Source organism: Nonomuraea sp. NPDC048826 (assembly GCF_043198225.1).
In the GTDB taxonomy this organism is placed as follows: domain Bacteria; phylum Actinomycetota; class Actinomycetes; order Streptosporangiales; family Streptosporangiaceae; genus Nonomuraea.
The window spans coordinates 339,033-361,994 of the sequence record NZ_JBICUQ010000002.1 but is presented as its reverse complement, the minus strand read 5'-3'; the positions used below and the strand labels follow the sequence as shown (position 1 = coordinate 361,994).

The 22,962-nt window shown below is 71.2% G+C and carries 19 protein-coding genes and 1 other RNA gene; 13 read left to right on the top strand and 7 right to left on the bottom strand.

Going from position 1 to position 22,962, the window contains the following annotated elements; genetic code table 11:
* Positions 1–2 precede the first annotated feature (2 nt).
* From ACGFI7_RS07390 to ACGFI7_RS07380, 3 genes are read left to right on the top strand one after another with little or no spacing between them, the layout of a single operon-like run.
* A complete protein-coding gene (locus tag ACGFI7_RS07390; RefSeq protein WP_393400372.1) occupies positions 3–1,628 on the top strand; it encodes a replication initiator in 1,626 nt (541 codons plus the stop codon).
* 31 nt (positions 1,629–1,659) lie between these two features.
* Positions 1,660–1,848 (top strand): helix-turn-helix transcriptional regulator, encoded by a 189-nt coding sequence (locus tag ACGFI7_RS07385; protein ID WP_393400370.1) that lies wholly within the window; start codon positions 1,660–1,662, stop codon positions 1,846–1,848.
* Positions 1,848–3,020 (top strand): tyrosine-type recombinase/integrase, encoded by a 1,173-nt coding sequence (locus ACGFI7_RS07380; protein ID WP_393400368.1) that lies wholly within the window; start codon positions 1,848–1,850, stop codon positions 3,018–3,020. The genes ACGFI7_RS07385 and ACGFI7_RS07380 overlap by 1 nt, the downstream gene beginning before the upstream one ends.
* Before the next feature lie 33 nt (positions 3,021–3,053).
* On the opposite strand, the gene rnpB is transcribed toward ACGFI7_RS07380, so the two are convergent.
* From rnpB to ACGFI7_RS07360, 4 genes are all read right to left on the bottom strand, one after another.
* Positions 3,054–3,451, bottom strand: an RNA gene (gene rnpB, locus ACGFI7_RS07375) — RNase P RNA component class A.
* A 181-nt stretch (positions 3,452–3,632) separates the two neighbouring features.
* Positions 3,633–4,898, bottom strand: coding sequence for a bifunctional RNase H/acid phosphatase (locus tag ACGFI7_RS07370; protein ID WP_393400366.1), 1,266 nt, complete (start codon positions 4,896–4,898; stop codon positions 3,633–3,635).
* Positions 4,895–5,635, bottom strand: coding sequence for a zinc ribbon domain-containing protein (locus ACGFI7_RS07365; protein ID WP_393400363.1), 741 nt, complete (start codon positions 5,633–5,635; stop codon positions 4,895–4,897). The genes ACGFI7_RS07370 and ACGFI7_RS07365 overlap by 4 nt, the downstream gene beginning before the upstream one ends.
* A gap of 2 nt (positions 5,636–5,637) precedes the next feature.
* On the bottom strand, positions 5,638–6,447 hold the full coding sequence (locus ACGFI7_RS07360) for a Nif3-like dinuclear metal center hexameric protein (RefSeq protein ID WP_393400360.1): 810 nt from the start codon (positions 6,445–6,447) through the stop codon (positions 5,638–5,640).
* A 121-nt stretch (positions 6,448–6,568) separates the two neighbouring features.
* On the opposite strand from ACGFI7_RS07360, the gene ACGFI7_RS07355 reads away from it, so the two are divergent.
* The 6 genes from ACGFI7_RS07355 to ACGFI7_RS07330 are packed head-to-tail and all read left to right on the top strand — an operon-like array spanning position 6,569 to position 13,449.
* Positions 6,569–7,999 (top strand): flavin-containing monooxygenase, encoded by a 1,431-nt coding sequence (locus ACGFI7_RS07355; protein WP_393400358.1) that lies wholly within the window; start codon positions 6,569–6,571, stop codon positions 7,997–7,999.
* A 22-nt stretch (positions 8,000–8,021) separates the two neighbouring features.
* Positions 8,022–9,044, top strand: a complete 1,023-nt coding sequence (locus tag ACGFI7_RS07350; RefSeq protein ID WP_393400355.1) for a dipeptidase — start codon at positions 8,022–8,024, stop codon at positions 9,042–9,044.
* Between the two features lie 26 nt (positions 9,045–9,070).
* Positions 9,071–9,802 carry a GNAT family N-acetyltransferase gene (locus ACGFI7_RS07345; protein ID WP_393400353.1) on the top strand — a complete coding sequence of 244 codons (732 nt, stop codon included), beginning with the start codon at positions 9,071–9,073 and terminating at the stop codon, positions 9,800–9,802.
* A 48-nt stretch (positions 9,803–9,850) separates the two neighbouring features.
* A complete protein-coding gene (locus tag ACGFI7_RS07340) occupies positions 9,851–11,284 on the top strand; it encodes an Nramp family divalent metal transporter (protein ID WP_393400351.1) in 1,434 nt (477 codons plus the stop codon).
* A 49-nt stretch (positions 11,285–11,333) separates the two neighbouring features.
* Positions 11,334–12,296 carry a helix-turn-helix transcriptional regulator gene (locus ACGFI7_RS07335; protein ID WP_393400349.1) on the top strand — a complete coding sequence of 321 codons (963 nt, stop codon included), beginning with the start codon at positions 11,334–11,336 and terminating at the stop codon, positions 12,294–12,296.
* Positions 12,297–12,330: 34 nt separating this feature from the next.
* Positions 12,331–13,449 (top strand): C45 family autoproteolytic acyltransferase/hydolase, encoded by a 1,119-nt coding sequence (locus ACGFI7_RS07330; protein WP_393400347.1) that lies wholly within the window; start codon positions 12,331–12,333, stop codon positions 13,447–13,449.
* Here the strand turns inward: ACGFI7_RS07330 and ACGFI7_RS07325 are convergent.
* From ACGFI7_RS07325 to ACGFI7_RS07315, 3 genes are read right to left on the bottom strand one after another with little or no spacing between them, the layout of a single operon-like run.
* Positions 13,421–14,908: an AMP-binding protein gene (locus ACGFI7_RS07325; protein WP_393400345.1), complete on the bottom strand. Its 1,488-nt coding sequence runs from the start codon at positions 14,906–14,908 to the stop codon at positions 13,421–13,423. The two genes, ACGFI7_RS07330 and ACGFI7_RS07325, sit on opposite strands and share 29 nt — an antisense overlap.
* Positions 14,908–15,927 carry an acyl-CoA dehydrogenase family protein gene (locus ACGFI7_RS07320; protein WP_393400343.1) on the bottom strand — a complete coding sequence of 340 codons (1,020 nt, stop codon included), beginning with the start codon at positions 15,925–15,927 and terminating at the stop codon, positions 14,908–14,910. Before ACGFI7_RS07320 ends, ACGFI7_RS07325 begins: the two co-directional genes overlap by 1 nt.
* On the bottom strand, positions 15,924–17,090 hold the full coding sequence (locus tag ACGFI7_RS07315) for an acyl-CoA dehydrogenase family protein (RefSeq protein ID WP_393400341.1): 1,167 nt from the start codon (positions 17,088–17,090) through the stop codon (positions 15,924–15,926). Before ACGFI7_RS07315 ends, ACGFI7_RS07320 begins: the two co-directional genes overlap by 4 nt.
* A gap of 158 nt (positions 17,091–17,248) precedes the next feature.
* Here ACGFI7_RS07315 and ACGFI7_RS07310 point away from each other — a divergent pair, with 158 nt between their 5' ends.
* From ACGFI7_RS07310 to ACGFI7_RS07295, 4 genes are all read left to right on the top strand, one after another.
* Complete coding sequence (locus ACGFI7_RS07310) at positions 17,249–18,595, top strand: sensor histidine kinase (protein ID WP_393400339.1); 1,347 nt, start codon at positions 17,249–17,251, stop codon at positions 18,593–18,595.
* A gap of 50 nt (positions 18,596–18,645) precedes the next feature.
* Positions 18,646–19,206: a TetR/AcrR family transcriptional regulator gene (locus ACGFI7_RS07305; protein WP_393400336.1), complete on the top strand. Its 561-nt coding sequence runs from the start codon at positions 18,646–18,648 to the stop codon at positions 19,204–19,206.
* 61 nt (positions 19,207–19,267) lie between these two features.
* Positions 19,268–21,832: a CocE/NonD family hydrolase gene (locus ACGFI7_RS07300; RefSeq protein ID WP_393400334.1), complete on the top strand. Its 2,565-nt coding sequence runs from the start codon at positions 19,268–19,270 to the stop codon at positions 21,830–21,832.
* A complete protein-coding gene (locus ACGFI7_RS07295; RefSeq protein WP_393400332.1) occupies positions 21,829–22,674 on the top strand; it encodes an ABC transporter permease in 846 nt (281 codons plus the stop codon). Before ACGFI7_RS07300 ends, ACGFI7_RS07295 begins: the two co-directional genes overlap by 4 nt.
* The last annotated feature ends 288 nt before the right edge of the window (positions 22,675–22,962 follow it).

Genomic DNA, 22,962 nt, shown 5'->3' with positions numbered 1-22,962 from the left:
CCATGACTCTCCAGCTCGACATCGCTTCGGCGCTGGCTCTCACCCCCGGGACCACTTCTCCGGCCCCGGGCGTGGGGGCGAACACCGAAACCCTCACCTCCGCCCCATTCGCGCACGAACTACGCCAGCACGTCCGCACCGCCCTGGAACGCGCCGCACGTCCCGACTACCCCGCCTGGCTCGGCCACATCGAGTCAGCCGCGGCTTGCACCCAGCCCATCCGGCTGCACGGCAACCTGGCCACCATCGACACCCGCACCGGTGAGATCCTCACCGTCCGGCACACCTCCACCCTGCCGGACGGCGTCATCTACAAAGCCTGCGGCAACCGCCGCCACACCGTCTGCCCCGCCTGCGCCACCACCTACCAGCACGACGCCTACCACCTCGTCCGCGCCGGACTCGTCGGCGGCAAGACCATCCCCGGCACCGTCCGCACTCACCTGGCCGTGTTCGCCACCCTCACCGCCCCCTCTTTCGGCCCCGTCCACACCCGCGACGTGCGCCGCTGCGCCTGCCGTGACAAAACCCGCTGCACCTGCCGCCCCGCCCCCTGCCACGCCCGCCGCGACGCACCCACCTGCCCGCACGGACGACCACTGGCCTGCTGGCAACGCCACGCTGTCGGCGACGAGCAGCTCGGCCGGCCGCTGTGCACCGACTGCTACGACCACGCCCACCACGTCGTGTGGAACCACCACGCCGGAGAACTCTGGCGCCGCACCAAGCAGCACGCCGAACGGCACCTCAACCAGCTCGCCCGGCAACGCGGCCTGCCACGAGTCCGGCTCTCCCATGGCAAAGCCGCTGAATACCAAGCGCGTGGAGCCGTCCACTTCCACATTCTGTTGCGCCTGGACGGCGTTGACCCCGGCCAGCCCGAGGTCATCATCCCGCCTCCGGATGGCATCACCGTCGACGACATCACCGCCGCCGTCACCCTGGCCGCCGCCACCATCGCCTACACCACCCCCGCCCATCCTGAGATGCCCGGCGGCTGGCCCATCGCCTGGGGCGGCCAGCATGAGATCCGGCCCATCACCCTGTCGGCCTCCGGTGACGCTCTCGATGACCAAGCCGTCGCCGCCTACCTGGCCAAGTACTCCACCAAGGGCACCGAGGCCACCGGCCATACCTCCCGGCGGCTGACCGCCGACACCATCGACCTGTACGCCAACCCCACCGGCACCCACCCCGAACGCCTCATCGCCGCCGCCTGGAACCTCGGCCACACCCCAGAATGGAGAGGACTACGCAGGTGGGCGCACATGCTCGGCTTCGGCGGGCACTTCCTCACCAAGGCCCGCCGTTACTCGGTAACTTTCGGCTCCATCCGCGAACAACGAGCCGCCTACAGACGCGCACACGCCCTCAATCGAGGCCAGCCAGGGACAGAGGGACACTCCGAAATAGCGCGGTTCCAGCGTCAAGCCGTCCTTGACACCGAAACCGAGGAAACCACCCTCGTCGTTGGATTCCTCACCTACGCAGGCACCGGCTGGCACAGCACCGGTGACCAACTCCTCGCCAACACGGCAGCGGCCCAAGCCCGTGAACGCACCCGAGCAGGACGCGAAGAACTCGCCCATCACCAGGCATGCAGTTCGTCCACACCGCTCGCCGCCTGAACCAACCTCAGACCGCGAACGGAGCATCACGATGAACCCCGCTACCCAGCGAACCTGGAGCACCGAAGACGTCTCGACCTTCCTCGGCGTGCCCGTTGCCACCTTGTACCAGTGGCGACACCGAGGGATCGGCCCGAAAGCGGCCCGGGTCGGTCGTCACCTCCGCTATCTGGAGGAGGACGTGCTCGACTGGTTCCGCCAGCAGCGAGATGCGGCCTAATGGCTCGCGTCCGTGACCTCTGGTTTCGGACTGTCCCGGGATCGGATGGTCAAAAGCACCGACAGAAGACGAAGCGGCATCCCGACAATGGCGGCAGCAAAAAGGCCAAGCGCTGGCTCGCTATCTGGATCGGGCTCGACGGCAAGGAAGAGACGAAAGCCTTCACGACCAAAGTCCAGGCGATGAACCACGGTACGGCCAAGGAGGCTGACCGGCTCCGTGGCGTCTATGTCGACGAACGCCGGGGCAGGCTCCTGTTTCGTGAGTACGCCCAAGACAGGTGGCTGCCATCACAGGTGCACTTGAGGACCAATAGCCTCGACACCTACACCGTCCATCTGAACGCGCACCTGATCCCAGCCTTGGGCGAAAGGCGGATCGGCAGCCTCACCAGGGCGGACATGAAAGCCGTCGTCGCGCGGTTGAACAAGACCTTGGCCCCGACGACGGTGCACACCGTGTTCGCGGTCCTGCGTCTCATCATGCAAGCCGCCGCCGACGACGGCGACATCCCCAGCAACCCGTGCTCGCGCGTTCCGCTTCCGCGCATCACGGCTCGCGTAGTCGAGCCCTTGCCGGTAGAGGCTGTTCTGGCTCTCGCCAACGCCATGACTCCCCGCTACCAGCTGGCCGTGTGGCTCGGCTTCGGGCTCGGGCTTCGACTGGGTGAGGCCCTCGGACTGACAGTCTCGAAAGTCGAACCGGGAGCCAAGCGCGTCTTCGTTCACCGTCAAGCGCAGAACGGTGAATTGGTCGAGCTCAAAACCAGGGCGTCGCGTCGCACGCTGCCCGTCGATGACCTCGTCCTCGCTCAGATCGCAGAGCATCAAACGCGCTATCCCGCTGGCCCGGGGGGTGTGCTGATCACCAACAGGTGTCGTCGTATCGCTCAGCGAAAGTCGTTCAACGAATGCTGGCGTGAGGCCGTGGCAAAGGCCGGTCTTCCCAAGGGCACCCGGTTTCACGATCTGAGGCACTTCTACGCCTCCGGACTGATCAAGGCGAACCTCAACCCGAAGGTGATCCAGACCCGTTTAGGTCACGCCACCATCGCCGAGACGATGGACACCTACGGTCACCTCTTCCCGGATCAAGACGATCTCGGGCGTGGGGCCATTGACGCGCTCCTGCTGCCGAGTCTCCCGGAACAGGGACGGAACAGGCAATCTTGAGCACTGCTCCGCCCCTGGTCACGGGGACGAAGAGGGACGAGTCGGCCTGTAGGCCGGGTTTTGTCCTTCGCCGGGGCGAAGGGGCGACCATCCATCTAGGGCCGTCGTTGCCGGCGGCCTCGAGCGGTCTACCCGTGCGCCTCGGGCGGGCAGCCCTCGGGCGGCGCACGCGGGACGGTCCCTGGGGAGCGTCCCTTCTTGACCTTGCTCCGGGTGGGGTTTACCGAGCCGCCCACGTCACCGTGGGCGCTGGTGGTCTCTTACACCACCCTTTCACCCTTACCTTCCGGGTCTGGAAGGCGGTTTGCTTTCTGTGGCACTTTCCCGCGGGTCACCCCGGGTCGGCGTTACCGACCACCCTGCCCTGTGGAGCCCGGACCTTCCTCGGCGAGCTTCGTGAAGAGGCTCGACGCGGTCGCCCGGCCGACTCGTCCGGTGTCGAGGTTAGCGCATGCAAGCGGCCCGCAACCAAATGACAAGATCCGGGCGATGGGATGGCGAGGTGTCATCGCCTGAGGGGGGCGGTGGCGCCAGGAGTCGTGCCGGGTGTTCTGGCGGCGCCCGGCACGACCGGCTCCTGAACGAGTGCCTGTCCGTACGGGGGCCGGGTGGTCAGCGGAGGTGGGAGGTGTCGTTGAAGGACTTCACCACCGGGTTGCCGTCGGCGTAGTGCTCGACGAGTGACACGCAGGCCAGGTCCAGGTGCATCCGGTAGAGGGCCGTCGGCGGGGCGTCCAGGGCCAGGCGCAGCAGCGTCTTGATCGGCGTGACGTGGGAGACCACCAGGACGGTGCGGCCCTCGTACCTGTCGAGGAGGCGGCGCTGGGCGCGGGCGACGCGGTCGGCGACGGCGGTGAAGCTCTCGCCTCCGGGTGGGGGGACGTCGGGGTCGGCGAGCCAGGCGGCCAGTTCGGCGGGCCAGCGGCGCTGGATCTCGGTGAAGGTGTGGCCTTCCCAGGTGCCGAAGTCGGTCTCTCTGAGGTCTTCGTCCGTCTCCACGTCGAGGCCGGCGCGCTGGGCGACCGTTTCGGCCGTCTGGCGGGCGCGGGTGAGCGGGGAGGTGACGACGGCGTCGAGTTTGTACGGGTCGCGCGAGAGCCGGGCGGCGGCCGCGGCGGCCTGGGCGAGGCCGTTGGGGGTGAGCTCGGGGTCGCCGAGGCCGGAGAAGCGGCGTTCGACGGAGAGCGGGGTCTCGCCGTGGCGCAGCAGGATCAGCGAGGTGGCGACCCGGGTGGGCGGGGCCCAGCCGGTGCCCTTCGTGGTGCGCTGCTGGGCGGTGGCGACCGAGGCGGTGGGGGCCGACAGTTCGGCGATGTCGCCCGGGTCGAGGAGGTCGGTCTGTCGCACGAGGCGGGCGCCCCCCGGGGGTTCCACCTGAGCGGCGCCAGAAACAGAGCCGTCCGAACCTGAGCCGCCCGAACCCGGCCCGCCCGAACCCGTGCCGCCCGCCTTCCAGGTGAGGCCCTGGGCGGCGGCGTCCATGGCCTCGTTGGCCAGGCGGTCGGCGTGTTCGTTGCGGGCGCGCGGGATCCACGTCCACTCCGTCACCCGCAGCCGCCTGGCCAGTTTGCCGGCCTCCAGGGCGAGCGGGCGCAGGCCCTCGTGCTTGATCTTCCACCGTCCGGCCATCTGCTCGACGACCAGCTTGGAGTCCATCCGCACGGCCACCTGCGCGCCCTCGCCGGCCACGTCGAGCACGGCGCGCAGGCCGGCGATCAGGCCGCGGTATTCGGCGACGTTGTTGGTGGCGACGCCGATGGCCTCGGCGGCCTCGGCGAGGACCTGGCCGTCGGCGGCGTCGCGGACCACGGCGCCGTAGCCGGCGGGGCCGGGGTTGCCGCGGGAGCCGCCGTCGGCTTCGACGATGTAGGTGGTCACAGGCCCGACGCCGGGGTGCGGACGAGGATGCGGCGGCACTCCTCGCAGCGCAGCACCTCGTCGGGCGCCGCGGCCTTGATCTGGTTCATCTCGGCGATGGACAGCGCCACCTTGCAGCCCTGGCAGCGGCCGGCCTGCAGCATGGCGGCCCCGACCCCGTACTGGTCGCGCAGTTTCTCGTACAGCTTGAGCAGGTCGGCGGGGATCTCGCCGGCGACGGCGGCGCGGCGGGAGCGGACCTCGGCGGTCTCCTTGTCGAGGTCGGCGAGGAGGGTGTCGCGGCGGGACTCGGCCTCGGACAGCGTGGTCCTGACCTCGTCGCGCCGGGTGAGCAGATCGGTGACGCGGGCGTCGGCGGCCTCGCGGCGCTCCATGATCTCCAGCACCACCTCTTCGAGGTCGCCCTGTCGCTTGTGGAGCGAGGCGATCTCGGACTGGAGGCCGGCCAGGTCGCGCGCGGAGGACACGGCGCCGGAGTCGAGGCGCTTCTGGTCGCGCTCGATGCGGGTGCGGACGGTGTCGACGTCGGCCTCGGCCTTGGACTGATCGCGGGCCAGGTCACCGGCCTCGGTCTCGGCCTCGATCACCTCGGTGGCGAGCTTGGCGTAGCGTTTGGACTGCTCGTCGATCTCCGCCAGCTCGGGCAGGGTGCGGCGGCGGTGGGCCAGCCTGTCGAGCGCGGAGTCGAGCTCGGCGAGGTCGAGGAGCCTCTTCTGGACCTCGGGGGCTGCTTTCATGATCAATATCCTCTTGTCCAAGCATCGGTGACCGTGGCGGAGACACGCGTCTCAACGTTAACGCCCTTGGCGGTCAGGATGGACGCGGCGCTGTCGAGCCAGGGCCACTCGGTGGCCCAGTGGGCGGCGTCGATCAGCGCGGGCCCGCCCGCCTCCATGAACTCGCTGGCCGGGTGGTGGCGCAGGTCAGCGGTGAGGAACACGTCGACCCCGGCGGCGCGCGCGGTGGCCAGGAGCGAGTCGCCGGCCCCGCCGCTGACCGCGACCCGCGTGACGCGGCGGGACGGCTCGCCGGCGACGCGGATGCCCCAGGAGGTAGCGGGCAGCCCGGCTGCGGCCTGGGCGGCGAACTCGCCGAGCGTGGTCTCCTGCGGCAGGTCGCCGATGCGGCCCAGGCCGCGCCACGGGTCGTCGGGGAACGGCTGCAGCGGCACCAGGTCGCCGGTCAGCCCGACGGCGCGGGCCAGGGCGTCGGACACGCCGGGGTTGGCCACGTCGGCGTTGGTGTGGGCGGTGAACAGGGCGATGTCGTTCTTGATGAGCCGGTGGACGAGCCGGCCCTTGGGGGTGGTGGCGGCGACGGTGGTGGTGCCGCGCAGGTAGAGAGGGTGGTGGGTGACGATCAGGTCGGCGCCCCACGCCACGGCCTCGTCGGCGACGGCGGCGACCGGGTCGACCGCGAACAGCACCTTCTCCACCGGCTGGGCGGGGTCTCCGCAGACCAGGCCCACCGCGTCCCAGGACTCGGCCCGGGCGGGCGGGTAGGCCGCCTCCAGCACGTCGATCACGTCAATCAGGGTCCATGCAGCCACCAGGGAAGACTATCGGCCGGCGGGCCCCGTCCCGGGAATCCCGGCCGGGCGAGATGAGGGGGTGGGCACCGAACATGGTTCGAAGTAGTGTAAGTGGATCCTGACTCGGGCGGAGGGCGGCATGACACCTAGGGTCGCGATCATCGGCGCGGGGTTCGGCGGGTTGTGCATGGCGATCCGGCTGGAGAAGGCTGGGATCCGCTCATACACGATCTTCGAGAAGGCCGGCTCGGTGGGTGGCACGTGGCGGGACAACACCTATCCCGGCGCGGGATGCGACATCCCCTCGCACCTGTATTCGTACTCGTTCGAGAAGTACGCGAGCTGGACCCGGAGATATCCCGACCAGCGGGAGATCTTAGGTTACTTAGAGCACTGCGCCGACAAGTACGACATCACGTCGAAGATCCGGTTCAACACCGAGGTCACCGACGCCACCTTCGACGGCTCGCGCTGGCAGCTCACCGCGGCGGGCGGCACCGAGTCCTTCGACGTCCTGGTCATGGCGGTCGGCCAGCTCAACCGCCCCCGCCTGCCCGACATCCCCGGCATGGACGACTTCGCCGGCACGTCCTTCCACTCCTCCCGCTGGGACCACTCCCACGACCTGACCGGCCGCAGGGTCGCGGTGATCGGCAGCGGCTCGTCCGCGGCCCAGCTCATCCCGCCCGTCGCGAAGCAGGCGGAGCGCCTGGAGGTGTTCCAGCGCACCCCGAACTGGGTGATCCCGAAGCCCGACGCCACCTTCGGCCTGCCGGTCAGGCTGGCGTTCCGGTTCGTGCCCGGGCTGCAGCGCGCCTACCGCGAGTACATCTACCGGTACGCCGAGGCCACGCTCTACCCGGCGCTGGCCCGCGGCTGGAGCGAGGGCCTGCTGCGCAGGCGGGCCCTGACCCACCTCCGTGACCAGGTGAAGGACCGGGAACTGCGGGCCAAGCTCACCCCCGACTACCCGCCCGGCTGCAAACGCGTGATCATCGACAGCCGCTTCTACCCGGCGCTGACCGAGCCCAACGTGGACGTGGTGACCGACAAGATCGTGCGCATCACGGAGAAGGGCGTGCAGACGACCGAGACGGTGCACGAGGTCGACACGATCGTGTACGCGACCGGCTTCAGGAGCACCGAGTTCCTCGCGCCGATGCGGGTGACGGGCCGCGACGGCGCGGACCTGGCCGAGCGCTGGACCGGCGGCGCGGAGGCGTATCTCGGCATCGCGGCGCCCGGCTTCCCGAACATGTTCCTGCTGTACGGTCCCAACACCAACCTGGGGCACAACTCGATCGTCTTCATGATCGAGTGCCAGGTGGACCACATCATGAACTGCCTGCCCCACCTGTCGGGCGGCCGGCGGCTGGAGGTGCGGCCGGAGGTCATGGACGTGTGGCGGCGGCGGCTGGACGAGTCGCTGTCGCGCATGGTGTGGGGCGACGGCTGCCGGAGCTGGTACAAGACCGCCGACGGCCGGGTCACCAACAACTGGCCGGGCACCACGATGCTCTACCGCAGGCTGACGTCGATGCCGCCGCGCGCCGCGTACCGGGAGGTGTGAATGGGGCGATAAGTTCCGGTTCATGACGTCCTCCCTGCATCGGCGCACCGTCGTCGCCGACACCCACAACGATCTGCTCATGGCGGTCGCGGCCCGGCCGCCGGAGCGCTGGGCCGCGTTCTTCCGTGAGCGGTGGCTGCCCCAGCTCGACGCGGGCGGGGTGCGGCTCCAGGTGCTGCCGGTCTTCATCGACGACCCGTTCCGCCCCGAGGGCGCGCTGCGGCAGACGCTGCGGATGATCGAGTGCGCGCACGTGATCGCCGAGGGGAACGCCGACCGGGTGCGGCTCTGCACGGACGCGGCGGGCATCGACGCGGCGCTGGACGACGGGCTGATCGCGCTGGTGCTGGCCATGGAGAGCATGCCGGGGCTGGACGCGAGCGTCGAGCTGATCCCCACCGTGCACCGGCTGGGCGTGCGGATCGCCTCGATCGCCCACTGGGGACGCACGCCGCTGGCCGACGGCAGCGGCGAGGACGCCACCGGCAGCGGGCTGACCTCGCACGGCGTGGCCGCGCTGCGCGAGATGGAGCGGCTCGGCATGATCTTCGACATCTCCCACCTGGGCGCGTCGGGGGTGGCGCACGTGCTGGAGCTGGCCACCCAGCCGGTCATGGCGACCCACTCCTCGGCGCGGGCGCTGCTCGACCACCACCGCAACCTGACCGACGAGCAGCTGCGCGCGGTGGCAGCCACCGGCGGCGTGGTCTGCGTGAACTTCTTCGCCGGGTTCCTCACCGAGAACCCGGCCGAGGTGACGCTGGATCACCTGCTGGACCACATCGAGCACATCGTGTCCGTGGCCGGGATCGACCACGTGGGCCTGGGGCCCGACTTCATCCGCGAGGTGCTGGCCGACGTGACGCCGCCGTGCGAGGAGACGATCCACGGCTTCGACCCGGGGGCGGCGATCCCCGGGCTGGAGGGCCCCGCCGGGCTGCCCATGGTCACCGAGGGCCTGCTCGGCCGCGGCCTGCCGGAGAAGGACGTGGCGAAGATCGTCGGCGCGAACGTGCACCGCTTCCTGACCGGCCGGCTCGGATGAGGTCCTGAGCGGGTAGGTCTCCGCCGGTGGAGATACGTGAGCTGCGCCTGCTGGAGGAGTTCCAGGAGGCGTACCGGCTCTTCGACGACATCTGGCGGCCGGATCCGCGCAACGCGCCCGTCCCGGTGGAGCTGATGATCGCCTTCGCGCACGCCGGCGGCTACGTCGCGGGCGCCTACGAGGGCGGCCGGCTGGTGGGCGCGTCCGTCGGGTTCCTGGCGGCGGACCGGACGCTGCACTCGCACGTGACCGGCGCGCTGCCGGGGCACGGCGCCGGGTCGGCGCTCAAGCTGCACCAGCGGGAGTGGTGCCTGCGGCGCGGGCTGGAGCGGATCACCTGGACGTTCGATCCGCTGGTCCGCAGGAACGCCCGGTTCAACCTGGTCAAGCTGGGCGCCAGGCCGGAGGAGTACCTGGAGCGGTTCTACGGCGTGATGGCCGACGAGATCAACGAGAACGACGAGTCCGACCGGCTGCTGGCCGTCTGGCGGCTGGACCGGCCGGCCGGAGAGGCGGCGCGGGTCACGTACCCGAGCGTGCTCGCCGACGTGGGCGGCCGGCCGGTGGTCAAGACTGCCGGGGAACGGGCGGTGCTGGTGGCGACGCCGGCCGACATCGAGACGATGCGGCGGCTCGACCCCGGCGCGGCGCGGGAGTGGCGGCTGGCGACGCGCGAGACGCTGGGCGGGCTGATGGCCGCGGGCGCTCGGGTAACCGGTTTCACCTCTCACGGTGAATATGTCGTGGAGCGGGACTAACGGGGTATCTGCACTCCTGTTACGGATACCTGTCATAAGGAGATCCGCATGACGGAGTTCACCCCCACCGTCCCCTCCCGCGTCCTGCCGCCCGTCACCGTCCGGGACCTGCCGCCACCGCCCCGCTCGGCCTGGTCCATCATCGGCCCCGGCCTGGTGGGCGCCGGGGTGGGGCTCGCCTCGGGCGAGTTCATCCTCTGGCCCTACATCGCCTCCCAGGTCGGCCTGATCTTCATCTGGGGCGCGCTGATCGGCATCATCACGCAATGGTTCATCAACATGGAGATCGAGCGCTACACGCTGGCCACCGGCGAGACCGCGCTCACCGGGTTCAGCCGCCTGTGGCGGCACTGGGGCCTGGTCTTCGTGCTCATGACGCTCTGCTCGAACCTGTGGCCCGGCTGGGTCACCACGTCGGCGACCATGGTCACGTACCTGACCGGCACCGGTGAGGGCAGCGTCCGCTGGATCGCCATCGGGATGCTCGTGGTCATCGCGCTCGGGCTCACGCTCGCGCCGGTGATCTACACGGCGCTGGAGCGGGTGATCTTCGTCAAGATCGCCCTGGTGCTCACGCTGATCGTGGTGGCGATCCTGTTCGCGATCAACGCCGACGCCTGGACGGGGCTGGCGCGCGGGCTGACGGTCGAGGCGCGCTTCCCCGTACCGCCGCTGGAGTTCGCGCTGCTCATGGGCGCCATCGCGTACGCGGGCGCGGGCGGCGGGCAGAACCTGTGCCAGAGCAACTGGATCCGCGACAAGGGCCTCGGGATGGGCCTGTACGTGCCGCGCCTGGTGAGCCCGGTGACCGGGCACGAGGAGGCGGCGCCGTCCACCGGGTTCCAGTTCGCGCCCACCAAGGAGAACCTCGCCCGCTGGCGGCAGTGGTGGCGGGTGGCCAACATCGAGCAGGCGTCCACGTTCGCGCTGGTGTCGTTCGTGACGATCGCGCTGATGTCGATGCTGGCGTACTCGACCGTGTTCGGCCGGCCGGGGCTGGAGAACAGCATCGACTTCCTCGGCGTCGAGGGGCAGGTGCTGCAGCAGGTGGTCGGGCCGTGGTTCGGCATCCTGTTCTGGGTGATCGGCGCGCTGGCGCTGTTCGCCTCGGCGATGGGGATCGTGGACTACACCTCGCGGCTGGTCGCCGACACGATCAAGACCGTGTACCTCCGCGACAGGGGCGTCACGGAGAACCGCGTCTACTTCGTCGTGGTGTGGGCGATGGCGCTGGTCGGCATTCTGATCCTGCTGCTGGGCTTCGACCAGCCGCTGGTGCTGCTGGTGCTGTCGGCGAGCTTCGCCGCGGTGATGATGTTCGTCTACTCGATCCTGCTCATCTGGCTCAACCGCAAGGCGCTGCCGGCGCAGATCAGGATCCGCTCGTACCGGCTGGGGGCGATGGTCTGGTCGATCGCGTTCTTCGGGTCGCTGACCGTGCTCACGGTGATCCAGCAGGCGCAGCGGCTCTTCGGCGGCTGAGGCGCATCGAGGAAGCGCGCTTTCCGCGATAGGGGGCAGACTGGCAGGCATGCTGGAGACCTCGGCCCGCCTGCTCAAGCTGCTCTCGCTGCTCCAGGCGCACAGGGAGTGGTCCGGCCCCGAGCTGTCGCAACGGCTCGGGGTCACCACCCGGACCATCCGCAACGACGTCGAGCGGCTGCGCACCCTCGGCTACCCGGTGCACGCCACGCCGGGGGTGGCCGGCGGCTACCGGCTGGGCGCGGGGGCGGCGCTGCCGCCGCTGCTGCTGGACGACGAGGAGGCGGTGGCCGTCGCGGTCGGGCTCGGCCGGGCCGCCGGGGGCGGCGTGCGGGGCATCGAGGAGTCGTCGGTGCGCGCGCTGGCCAAGCTGGAGCAGGTGCTGCCGTCCCGGCTGCGGCACCGGGTCGGCGTGCTGAACGCCTACACGGTGCAGATCCCCGGCAAGGCCCCGTCGGTGCCGCCCGAGCTGCTCACCACGATCGCCAACACCGCCCGCGACCGCGAGCGGCTGCGCTTCGACTACACCGGGCACGACGGGTCCGCGACCGTCCGCGACGTGGAGCCGTACCGGCTGGTGCACCGGCGCGGCCGCTGGTACCTGGTGGGCTACGACGTGGACCGGAAGGACTGGCGGATCTTCCGGGTGGACCGCCTCGCCCCGCGCGTGCCGACCGGCCCCCGGTTCACGCCGCGCGAGCTGCCCGCGGACGGGGACGTGGCCGCGTACGTGGAGCGCGGGGTGAACACGGCCATGTGGCGGTACCGCGGCACGGTGCTGCTGCACGCCCCGGCCGAGCGGGTGCGCGCGCTGGGGCTCGGGGCCGAGCTGGAGATCGAGCCGGTCGGGCCGGACACCTGCCTGCTCAAGCTGGGCGCAGACGACCTCAACGGCATGGCGTCCTGGATCGGCTTCCTGGACGTGGACTTCGAGGTGCTCGACCCGCCCGAGCTGGCCGGGGCGGTGCTCCGGCTGTCGGAGCGCTACCGGCGGGCGGTCAGCGACCGGTAAGCGCCCGGTCAGCGCCGCCCGGCAGCCTCGGGGCATGAACATCACGCAGGTCGCGGGAGGCAGGGACGACTTCCCGATCGTCCGTCACATGACCGTACGGGGCGGCCAGGTCGAGATCGGCCGGCGGCTCACCGAGGAGGCGCTGCGGCTCGGCTGGCGGCCGCAGCCGTCGGACCCCACCGTGAACCGGGCCAGGCGGACCTGGTTCGAGCGGCACTGGCCGCAGCACCACGCCCGGCTGGACGGCGCGGCCCAGGCGCTCGGCCTGGACCCGGACCAGGACGAGCTGGCCCTCGACGGGCTCGGGTACGTGCCGACCGGCTCCGGCTGCTCCGCCCTGTGGGTGCCGCCGTCCGCGTCGGCGGACGGGCACGGCAGGATCGGCCGCAACTACGACTTCTTCATCTCGACCACCAGTGAGGTCATGGGCGGCGCTCCTTCGCCGGGCGAGCTGCCGATGGCGTCGCGCCCGTACGTGATCACCACGGTCCCCGACGACGGCCCGGCCTCCACCGTGATCACCATGTCCACCCTGGACGGCTGCATGGACGGGATCAACGAGGCCGGACTGTCGGTGACGCTGCTCATCGCCGACTTCGAGCAGGCGGCCCCGCCGGAGAACGTCTCTCCCCAGGTGGGGCTGAACACCGTGCAGCTGTCCCGGTTCCTGGTCGACACCTGCGAGAACGTGGCCCAGGCCAAGCAGGCGCTGCTGGGCGCCAAGCAGTACGACCACGGCCTGCCGCTGCACTACCTGGTCGCCGACGCGCACGGCGAGGCGTTCGTGTGGGAGCGCGGCAGGAACGGCGCCGAGCACATCGTGGAGTTCGGCGACGCGCCGCTGTGCGTCACCAACCACCCGCTGCACCGCCACCCGGACCCGATGGCGCTGCCCGCCGACACCGAGTCCACGCTCGGCACGTACGGGCGGCTGCGCACGCTGTACGAGCGCAGCAAGGGCGTCACATTGTCGGGCCGCGACCTGCGCGACAGCCTGGAGGCGGTGCGGCAGCCCGAGTCCGGGCCGTTCCGCACGCTGTGGAGCACGGTGCTCGACACCGCCGAGCGGACCCTTTCGACCTCCTTCTACCTGGGGGACGGCCGCTACACCGAGGAGCTGGTGTTCAGCTCGCGTCGAGATACTCCTGCCTGACCTTGGACCGCGACAGCTTGCCCGTCGGGGTGCGGGGCAGCCGCTCGCGGTACTCGATCACCTTGGGGTGCTTGAACTTGGCGATGCGCGGGGCGCAGTGGGCCAGCAGATCCTCGGTCAGCTCGGGCCCCGGCGTGACGCCCTCGGACGGTTCGACGAGGGCGACCACGTTGTGGCCCCACTCCTCGTCGGGCACCCCGATCACCGCCACGTCGGCGACCGACGGGTGCTCCAGCAGCGCGGCCTCGATCTCGGCGGGGTAGATGTTGACCCCGCCGGAGATGATCAGGTCGGTGCGCCGGTCGCACAGGAACAGGAAGCCGTCCTCGTCCAGATAGCCGATGTCGCCCGGGGCGTACCACTCGCCGCGCATGCTGGCCGCGGTCTTGGCCGGGTCCTTGCGGTACTCGAACTTGCCGAGGCTGGACTTGACGTAGATCAGGCCGGGCTCGCCCGGGGGCAGCTCGGCCCCGCTCTCGTCGAAGATCTTGGCCTCGAAGGTGGGCGCGGGCTTGCCGACGGTGCCGGGCCTGGCCAGCCAGTCATGCGGCTTGACGGAGAAGGCGATGGTGGACTCGGTCGAGCCGTAGTACTCGTAGAGCACCGGCCCCCACCAGTCCATGATCCCCTGTTTGACGGCGACCGGGCAGGCAGCGGCGGTGTGGATGACCTGCTGGAGGCTGGAGACGTCGTAGCGCCGCCTGACCTCCTCCGGCAGCTGCAGCATCCGGTGGAACATGGTCGGCACCATCATCGCGTTCGTCACCCGGTAGCGCTCGACCAGCTCCAGCACGGCCTCCGGCTCGAACCGCGGCGCGATCACCACGGTGTGCCCGAAGTGCAGCGCGAACTGGGTGTGCGCGCACGGCGAGGAGTGGTACATCGGCGAGGTCACCAGGTGGACGCCGTCGCCCGGCTTCAGGTCGACGACCTCGCCCAGGAACCAGGTGTAGAGCGGCACGATGTTCTCCGGCGCGGCGCCGGGCAGCGACCGCTGCACCCCCTTGGGACGGCCGGTGGTGCCGGAGGTGTACCACATGACCGCGCCCGAGGTGCGGTCGCCGGGCGCGGTGGCGGGCTGCCCCTCCGCCAGGCCCGCGGTGCCGACCTCGCCGCCGGGCACCGCGTACTCGGGGCTGGTGACCACGAGCTTGGCCTCGGAGTCCTTGATGATGTAGTCGATCTCGGGCCCGGCGAGGTGCCAGTTGATCGGCACGTAGTACAGGCCGATCTGACCGGTGGCCATGAGCATGATCACCTGGTCGAGCCCGTTGGTCAGCACGCCGGCCACCACGTCCCCGTCGCCGAGCCCACGCCCGCGCAGCCCGTGGGAGACCTGGTTGACCCGCGTGAGCAGCTCGCCGTACGAGGTGCGCGAGCCGTCGGTGTCGATGACGGCGACCCGGTCGGGGTCGGCCTGGGCGATGGCGTAGAAGCCTGGCGACTGGCTGATGTCCATCACAGCTCCAGCAGGTCGGCGAGCCTTGCACGGTGGATGCGGGGCGGGCCGAGCAGGACCTCGTCGGTCTTGGCCCGTTTGAAGTAGAGGTGGGCGTCGTGCTCCCAGGTATAGCCGATGCCGCCGTGCAGCAACAGGTGGTCGCGGGCCACCTCGAAGCAGGCCCGGCCCACGTACGCCTGGGCCAGCGCGGCGGCGCCGGGCAGCTCGTCCTGCGCCTCGTCGGCGGCCCAGGCGGCGTAGCGGACGATCGACTCGGCCTGCTCCAGCTTGCAGTGCATGTCGGCCAGCTTGTGCTTGACGCCCTGGTACGAGCCGATGAACCGGCCGAAGGCCACCCGGATCTTGGCGTAGGCGACGATGGCGTCGAGCGCGGCCCGCATCACGCCGAGCTGCTCGGCGGCGAGCGCGACCGCCAGCCGGTCGGCGACGCCTTGGCCGGCGTCGCCGAGCGCCCGGCCCGGCGCGCTCTCCAGCTCGATCCGGGCCTGGCCGCGGGTGATGTCGAGCGTGTCCAGCGGAGTCCTGGTGACGCCCGTGCCGGCGAGGTCGACGGCGTGCAGCGCGGAGCCCGCGGTCACCAGCAGCACGTCCGCCTCCATGCCGGACAGCACCTGGGGCAGCGTGCCGGTGACGCGGCCGTCGCCGTCGACCGTGAGGCCGTCCTCGGGGGCGGTGGCCAGGGTGGCGGCGACGCGGCCTTCGGCGACGGCGGACAGCAGCTCCTTGTCGGGCGTCCGGGTCAGCGCGATCGTGGCGAAGACGGTGGCCAGGAAGGGGCCGGGGAGCAGGACGGCCCCGGTCTCCTCCAGCGCGACGGCCAGCTCGGCGTAGCCCGCGCCCGATCCGCCGTACTCCTCGGGGACGATCAGCCCGGACAGGCCGAGTTCGCCGTTGAGCCGCGCGTACACCTCGGGGTCGTGGCCCTGGCGGGCCTTGGCCACCGGCGAGGCGGCCGCGAGGAAGTCGCGGACGGCGGCGCGCAGCTCGCGCTGCTCCTGGCTGGGTACGAGTTTCACGCCTGCGTCCCCACCTTCAGGTCCTTGAACGGCACGGTCTTGTCCACCCGGGGCTCCGGCGGCAGGTTGAGCACCCGGTCGCCGACGATGTTGCGCATGATCTCGTTGGTGCCGCCGCCCAGCGCCATCCCCGGCGCGGTGGCGAGCAGGGTGCCCAGCGGGTGGCCGTCGACGACCGACTCGGGGCCGGCCAGCCGGGTGGCCAGGTCCGACTGGAACAGGGTCAGCTCGGCCAGCAGCAGCTTGGCGGCGCTGCCGCGGGCGCCGGGGAACAGGCCCGCCTCGGTCTCCTGGGCCAGCCGCCGGTTGAACAGGGCCAGCGCGCGCGAGCGGATGTGCAGCTCGACCAGCTCGTCGCGGACCAGCGGGTCGCTCGTGTCGAGCGTGCGGCGCAGCGCCTCCAGCGAGGCGGGGTTGTCCGCCTGGCCGCCCATGCCGACCCCCGCGGAGATCGACAGCCGCTCGTGCAGCAGCGTCGTGACGGCCACGCTCCAGCCGTCGTCCACGTCGCCGACCCGGTGCTCGTCGGGGATGTGCACGTCGTCGAAGAAGATCTCGTTGAAGTTGGACCGGCCGCTCATGTCCTTCAGCGGCCTGACGGTGACGCCGGGGTGGTGCATGTCCACCACGAACATGGTCATGCCCTTGTGCTTGGGCACGTCCACGTTCGTCCGGGCCAGGAGCAGGCCCCAGTCGGCGTACTGGGCGATCGAGGTCCACACCTTCTGGCCGTTGACGATCCAGTCGTCGCCGTCGCGTTCGGCCTTGGTCTGCAGGCTGGCCACGTCGCTGCCGGCGCCGGGCTCGGAGAAGAGCTGGCACCAGACCTCCTCGCCGCGCAGCAGCGGCCGGACGAACCGCTCGCGCTGGGCGTCGGAGCCGCGGTCCACCAGCGTCGGGCCGGTCATGCCCAGGCCGATGGAGAACACGTAGGTGGGCAGCGTGTAGTCGCGGGCCGCGGCGGCGAACGCGCGCTCCTCCTCCTGGCTCAGCCCTTGGCCGCCCCATCGCGCCGGCCAGGTGATGCCGGAGTATCCGGCGTCGTAGAGCCGGGCCATGAAGTCCTTCGCCTGGGCGATCGGATCACCATCCGCGCGCCGGTCCGCCGGGACGTTGCGTGCCAGCCATTCCTCGGCGGCGCGCTGGTAGTCCGCAAGGTTCACATCGACTCCCTCGCATCAGTGCCCACTTACTCTAACCACGCGCCAGCGGGCCGTACAGAGCAATGATCTGGTGGAGATTCGCCCGGATGTGTCGTCGAATCTCCACCAAATGGAAATGACGTAACTCTAAGTGATGACCTGACTACGGGGGGAGAAGGGTGATCACCCGGTTCGTGCGGTCCATGCGGGGGCGGCTCACGCTGATCGCCACCGCGGCCATGGCCGTGCTCTGCATCGCGGTCGCCGGCTACCTGATGTACGCCCTCTACCTGAGCGCCGTCTCCAACCAGACCGACTGGATGGCGATCAGGGGCATGCGGGTCATCCGGGTGGCCCAGGACGACGCGCTGCCCCCGGTTCTCCCCTCCGACCACCGGCTCGACATCCAGGTGATCGACCACAGCGGCAAGGTGGTCTCCGCCACGTCGGACATCGCCGGAGCCCCGAGGTTCAGCACGCTGCTGCCGCCCGAGAACTCCGTCACCGCCTCCGAGGAACGATGCGACCTGCCGCCGTACCCCGGGCAGTGCCGCCGGGTCGTCGTCTTCCGCTTCTTCCACCGGCTCTCGGAGGACGACTGGCTGGTGTACCTGACCGAACGGGCCATCCCCTGGTACGTCAGCCCGCAGGCGCCGCTCAACCTGGCCGCGCTCGCCCTCGCGCCGGTGCTGCTGACCGCGTACGGCACGTGGCGGGTGGTGACCAAGTCCCTGCAGCCGGTGGACCGCATCCGCGCCCGGCTGGCCGACATCACCGCCACCGACCTCGGCCTGCGGGTGCCGGTGCCGGACCACGACGACGAGATCCGCGCGCTGGCCATCACCGCGAACCAGACGCTGGACCGGCTGGAGGCGGCGGCCGACCGGCAGCGCAGGTTCGCCTCCGACGCCTCCCACGACCTGCGCAGCCCGATCACCGCGATGCGCACCCGGGTGGAGGAGGCGCTGCTCCACCCCGAGGAGACCGACTGGGCGGAGACCGGCAGCTCCCTGCTCAGCAGTCTGGACCGGCTGCACGCCATCGTCGCCGACCTGCTCACGCTGACCAAGCTGGACGCAGGCGCGCCGGGCGAGCGGGAGCCGCTGGACCTGGGCGAGGTCACCGCGGCGGAGGCGACGGCGCACCGGGCCAAACAGGTGGTCACCACCCTGCAGCCGGGGGTGATGGTGACGGGCGACCGGATGCGGCTGGGCCGCCTGATCACGAACCTGCTGGACAACGCCGAGCGGCACGCCGAATCCACGATCATCGTCACCGTGCGGCGGAACACCTGCGCCACGCTGGAGGTGCTCGACGACGGCGCGGGCATCGACCCGGAACAGCGCGAGGTCGTCTTCGAGCGGTTCACCCGGCTCGACGCCGCCCGCAACCGCGACGCCGGGGGCACCGGGCTGGGACTGCCCATCGCCCGCGAGATCGCCCACGCCCACGGCGGTACGCTCACCATCGAAGATTCCGACCGCGGTGCCCGCTTTGTCCTCCGATTGCCCTTGCGTAGTGATTAAAGTTACGGCTCGTGACTCCAGGTTTTGGCCGGTTACGGCGTGAGGATTTGTTGAAGGCGTCCTGCGAGGTGATCGCCGCGCAGGGCTTCGGGCACACCAGGACCATCGACATCGCCCGGGCCGCGGGCGTCAGCCAGGCGCTGCTCTTCTACCACTTCGAGACCAAGGACCGGCTGTTCGCCGAGGCGTTCGCGTACGCCGCCCGGCGCCACATGGACTCGCTCGCCGCCGTCGAGCGCTCCCCCAAGCCGCCGCTCGACCGGCTGCGCGCGCTGCTCAAGCTCTCCTCCCCCACCGCCTCGCCGGAAGGGTGGCGGCTGTGGATCGACGCCTGGGCGGAGTCGATGCGCAACAAGGACCTGCAGCGCACCTCGCGGCGGCTGGACGTGCAGAGCCGCCAGGTGATGCAGGGCATCATCGAGGCCGGGGTCGCCACCGGCGACTTCACCTGCCCCGACCCGGAGGCCTCCACCTGGCGGATCTTCGCGCTCGGCGACGGCCTGGCGATCCAGATGAACGTGCACGGCCGGGTGCTGCCCAGGCGCCGCGTCACCGAGCTCGTCAAGACCGCCGCCGCCAGGGAGCTGGGCCTGTCGGCCGACGACCTCTGACGGCTCCCGTCGTACCCGGCGGTCTCAGAGTTCTCTCAGGTCGGGAAAGTAGGCTTCCGGCATGAAACGTACGGCCGCGCTCGTCGCGGTGCTCGCTCTGCTCGGGGTGACGGCGTGGCTGGTGTGGCCGTCCGACCCCGAGATCCGCGGACAGGCCCTGTTCGTCCACGTGATGGACGGGCCGTCCGACGACCAGCGGGTCGACCTCGATGTGACGTACTTCCCGCCGCCCGGCGGCGGGAAGGCCCCCGCCGTGCTGCTCGGGCACGGCTTCGGCGGCAGCAAGCGGAGCGTCCGCGCGGAGGCGCAGTACCTCGCCGGGCAGGGCTACGCGGTGCTCACCTGGTCGGCGCGCGGCTTCGGCGGCTCCTCAGGCCAGATCGCGCTCAACTCCCCCGACTACGAGGTCAAGGACGTCAAGCAGCTCATCGACTGGCTGGCCGGGCGTCCCGAGGTGCTGCTCGACGCGGCGGGCGACCCGCGCGTGGGCATCGCCGGCGCGTCCTACGGCGGCGCGATCGCGCTGCTCGCCGCCGCCCACGACCCCAGGGTCGACGCGATCGTCCCCCAGATCACCTGGTCCGACCTGGCCGACGCGCTCTTCCCGGACGCCGCCGGGAACGGGCCGGCCAACGGCGTGTTCAAGCGCATGTGGGCCGGCATCTTCTTCGGCCAGGGCGGCGCGGTCCAGGCCGGCGGGGCCGCCCAGGGCCTGGAGGCGCTCAGCCGCCAGCCGCAGCCGATGACCGCCGAGCAGGCGCGCTGCGGCCGGTTCCTGCCCGCGATCTGCGAGATCTACCAGGAGGTCGCCGAGACCGGCAAGGCCACCCCGGAGGCCGTCGAGCTGCTCAAGGCCTCCAGCCCGGTGCACGTGGCGAACCGCATCAAGGCCCCGACCCTGCTCATCCAGGGCCAGCGCGACTCGCTGTTCCCGCTCGGCCACGCCGACCAGAACGCCAAGGCCATCGCCGCCGCCGGCACCCCCGTCGCCATGGCCTGGTACGACGGCGGCCACGACGGCGGCAACGGCGAGGCCGACTGGGTGCGCGAGCAGACGCTGGCCTGGTTCGGCCGCCACCTGAAGGGCGACGGCACCGCCGCGGTGAGCGCCTTCACCATCACCCGCGACGGCGGCCGCGACCCCGGCACCCGCCAGCGCATCCGTCTCCACCCCGAGGCCGACGCCTACCCCGGGCTCGGCGGCACCGACGTCACCGAGGTCACGCTCAGCGGGCCCGAGCAGCACGTCGCCAACCCGCCCGGCGGCTCCCCCGCGGCCATCTCGACCGTGCCCGGGGTGAGCGGCCTGCTGGGCGGCGGGCAGGGCGCCACCGCCGGGGTGTCGATCGACATGCCCGGCCAGAGCGCCGCCTTCGAGTCGGCCCCGCTGACCGCGCCGCTCCAGCTCACCGGCAGCTCCTCGGTCAAGGTCAGGGTCTACGGCAGCGGCGAGGTGACGCTGTTCGCCAAGCTCTTCGACGTGCCGGACGCGCTCCAGCCGCCGGCGCTGCCCGCCGGGCTGGTCGCCCCCTTCCGGGTGACGATCCCCGAGGGCGCCGGCAGCGCCGAGGCCACCGTCACCCTGCCCGCCGTCGACCACCGCTTCGACACCGGGCACCGGCTGCGGCTGGTGGTGTCCACCACCGACATGGCCTACGCCACCCCGGCCAAGGCCGCCGGCTACCGGATCGGGCTGGCCTCGCCCGCCCTGTCGGTGCCGACCGTGGCCTCCCTGGCCGCCCCGCCGTCCGGGATCGCCTGGTGGGTGTGGGCGATGCCGCTGGCCGCCGTCGTCGTCGCCGGGGTGCTGCTCGCCACCGGCCGCACCGGCCGCACCGGCCGCCGCGCCGCCGGGCCGCCCGCACTGGAGAGCGTCCCGGACGCCCCGCCGCTGGAGATCAGCGGGCTCACGAAGGCGTACCGCAACGGCGAACTCGCGGTCAACGGCCTGTCGTTCCGCGTCGAGCAGGGCCAGGTGCTGGGCCTGCTCGGACCCAACGGCGCCGGCAAGACCACCACGATGCGCATGATGATGGGCCTCATCCGCCCCGACGGCGGCGAGGTCCGCCTCTTCGGCGAGCCCGTCACCCCGGGCGCGCCGGTGCTGTCGCGGCTCGGCTCGTTCGTCGAGGGCCCCGGCTTCCTGCCCCACCTGTCCGGGCGCGACAACCTGGAGCTCTACTGGGCCGCCACCGGCCGCCCGGCCGCCGACGCCCGCTTCGACGAGGCGCTGGAGATCGCCGGGCTGGGCAAGGCGCTGGAGCGGGCGGTGCGCACCTACTCGCAGGGCATGCGGCAACGGCTCGCCATCGCCCAGGCCATGCTGGGCCTGCCCGACCTGCTCGTCCTCGACGAGCCGACCAACGGCCTCGACCCGCCCCAGATCAGGGAGATGCGCGAGGTGCTCAAGCGCTACGCGCGCGACGGCCGCACGGTGATCGTCTCCAGCCACCTGCTGGCCGAGGTGGAGCAGACCTGCACCCACGTGGTGGTGATGCACCGCGGCGAGCTCGTCACCACCGGACCGGTGTCGGTGCTGCTCAGCACGGCCGCCGCCGGGACCGGCAACGGCCACGGCCCGCGCCTGGAAGACGTGTTCCTCGACCTGATCGGAGACAAGGCATGACGGCCGCCCCCGGCTACGCGCCGCGCCGTACGCTGCCGTTGCGGGTCGAGATCGTCCGGCAGTTCAAGCGGCGGCGCACGCTCGTCATGTTCGGGCTGCTGCTGGCGCTGCCGTGGATCCTGGTCATCGCGTTCCAGTTCGGGCCGCAGGGCCCGGACAACGGCCAGGGGCTGCGGATGTCCGACCTGGCGACCGAGAGCGGGCTCAACTTCGCCGCCTTCGCGCTGTCGGTGTCGGCCAGCTTCCTGCTGGTGGTGGCCGTCGCACTGTTCTGCGGCGACACGGTGGCCAGCGAGGCGAGCTGGTCCTCGCTGCGCTACCTGCTCGCCGCACCGGTGCCGCGCGACCGGCTGCTGCGGCAGAAGCTGATCGTGGCGCTCGGCTACTCGGCCGCCGCGGTGATCTGCCTGCCGCTGATGGCCCTGCTCGCGGGCACCGTCGCCTTCGGCTGGGACGACATCCAGGTGCCCGGCACCGGCGAGACCATCCCGGCGCTGGACGTGCTGCCCCGCTTCGGCATCGTGATCGGGTACGCGCTGGTCAGCCAGCTCGTCGTGGCGGCGCTGGCGTTTCTGATCTCCACCGTCACCGACTCGCCGCTCGGCGCGGTGGGCGGCGCGGTGGGGCTGTGGATCGTCTGCACCATCCTGCAGGCCGTGGAGGCCCTGGGGGCGCTGCGCGAGTTCCTCCCGACGTTCTGGAACAACGCCTGGATCGACGCCCTGGCCCCCGAGCTCGACTGGAGCGGCATGGCCAAGGGGGCCTCGGTCTCGATCACGTACGCGGCGATCCTGATCGCGGTCGCCTTCCGCCGCTTCCGCCGGAAGGACGTCGTCAGCTGAGCTGAGTAGGGTCGCCTCCATGCGGTTCAGGGTGCTCGGGCCGTTGGAGGCTCGCCCGTCTTCGCCACCTCCGGGGAGCTCCGGGACTATCCCCAGTGAGGGGGCCGGTTCTCCAGGTAGAAAGCGTCGGGGTCGGGCTCGCGCCAGTCGCCCCAGCCGTGGTCGGTGTCGTCGGAGGTCTGCTCCGGGAGAAATTCCTGCACGGCATTCATGCTACCCAGTGCTACAAATCCGATCCCGCGCCTTCGGCGACTTCACGGGCATGCGGAGGGTGCGGCGGTACGATGC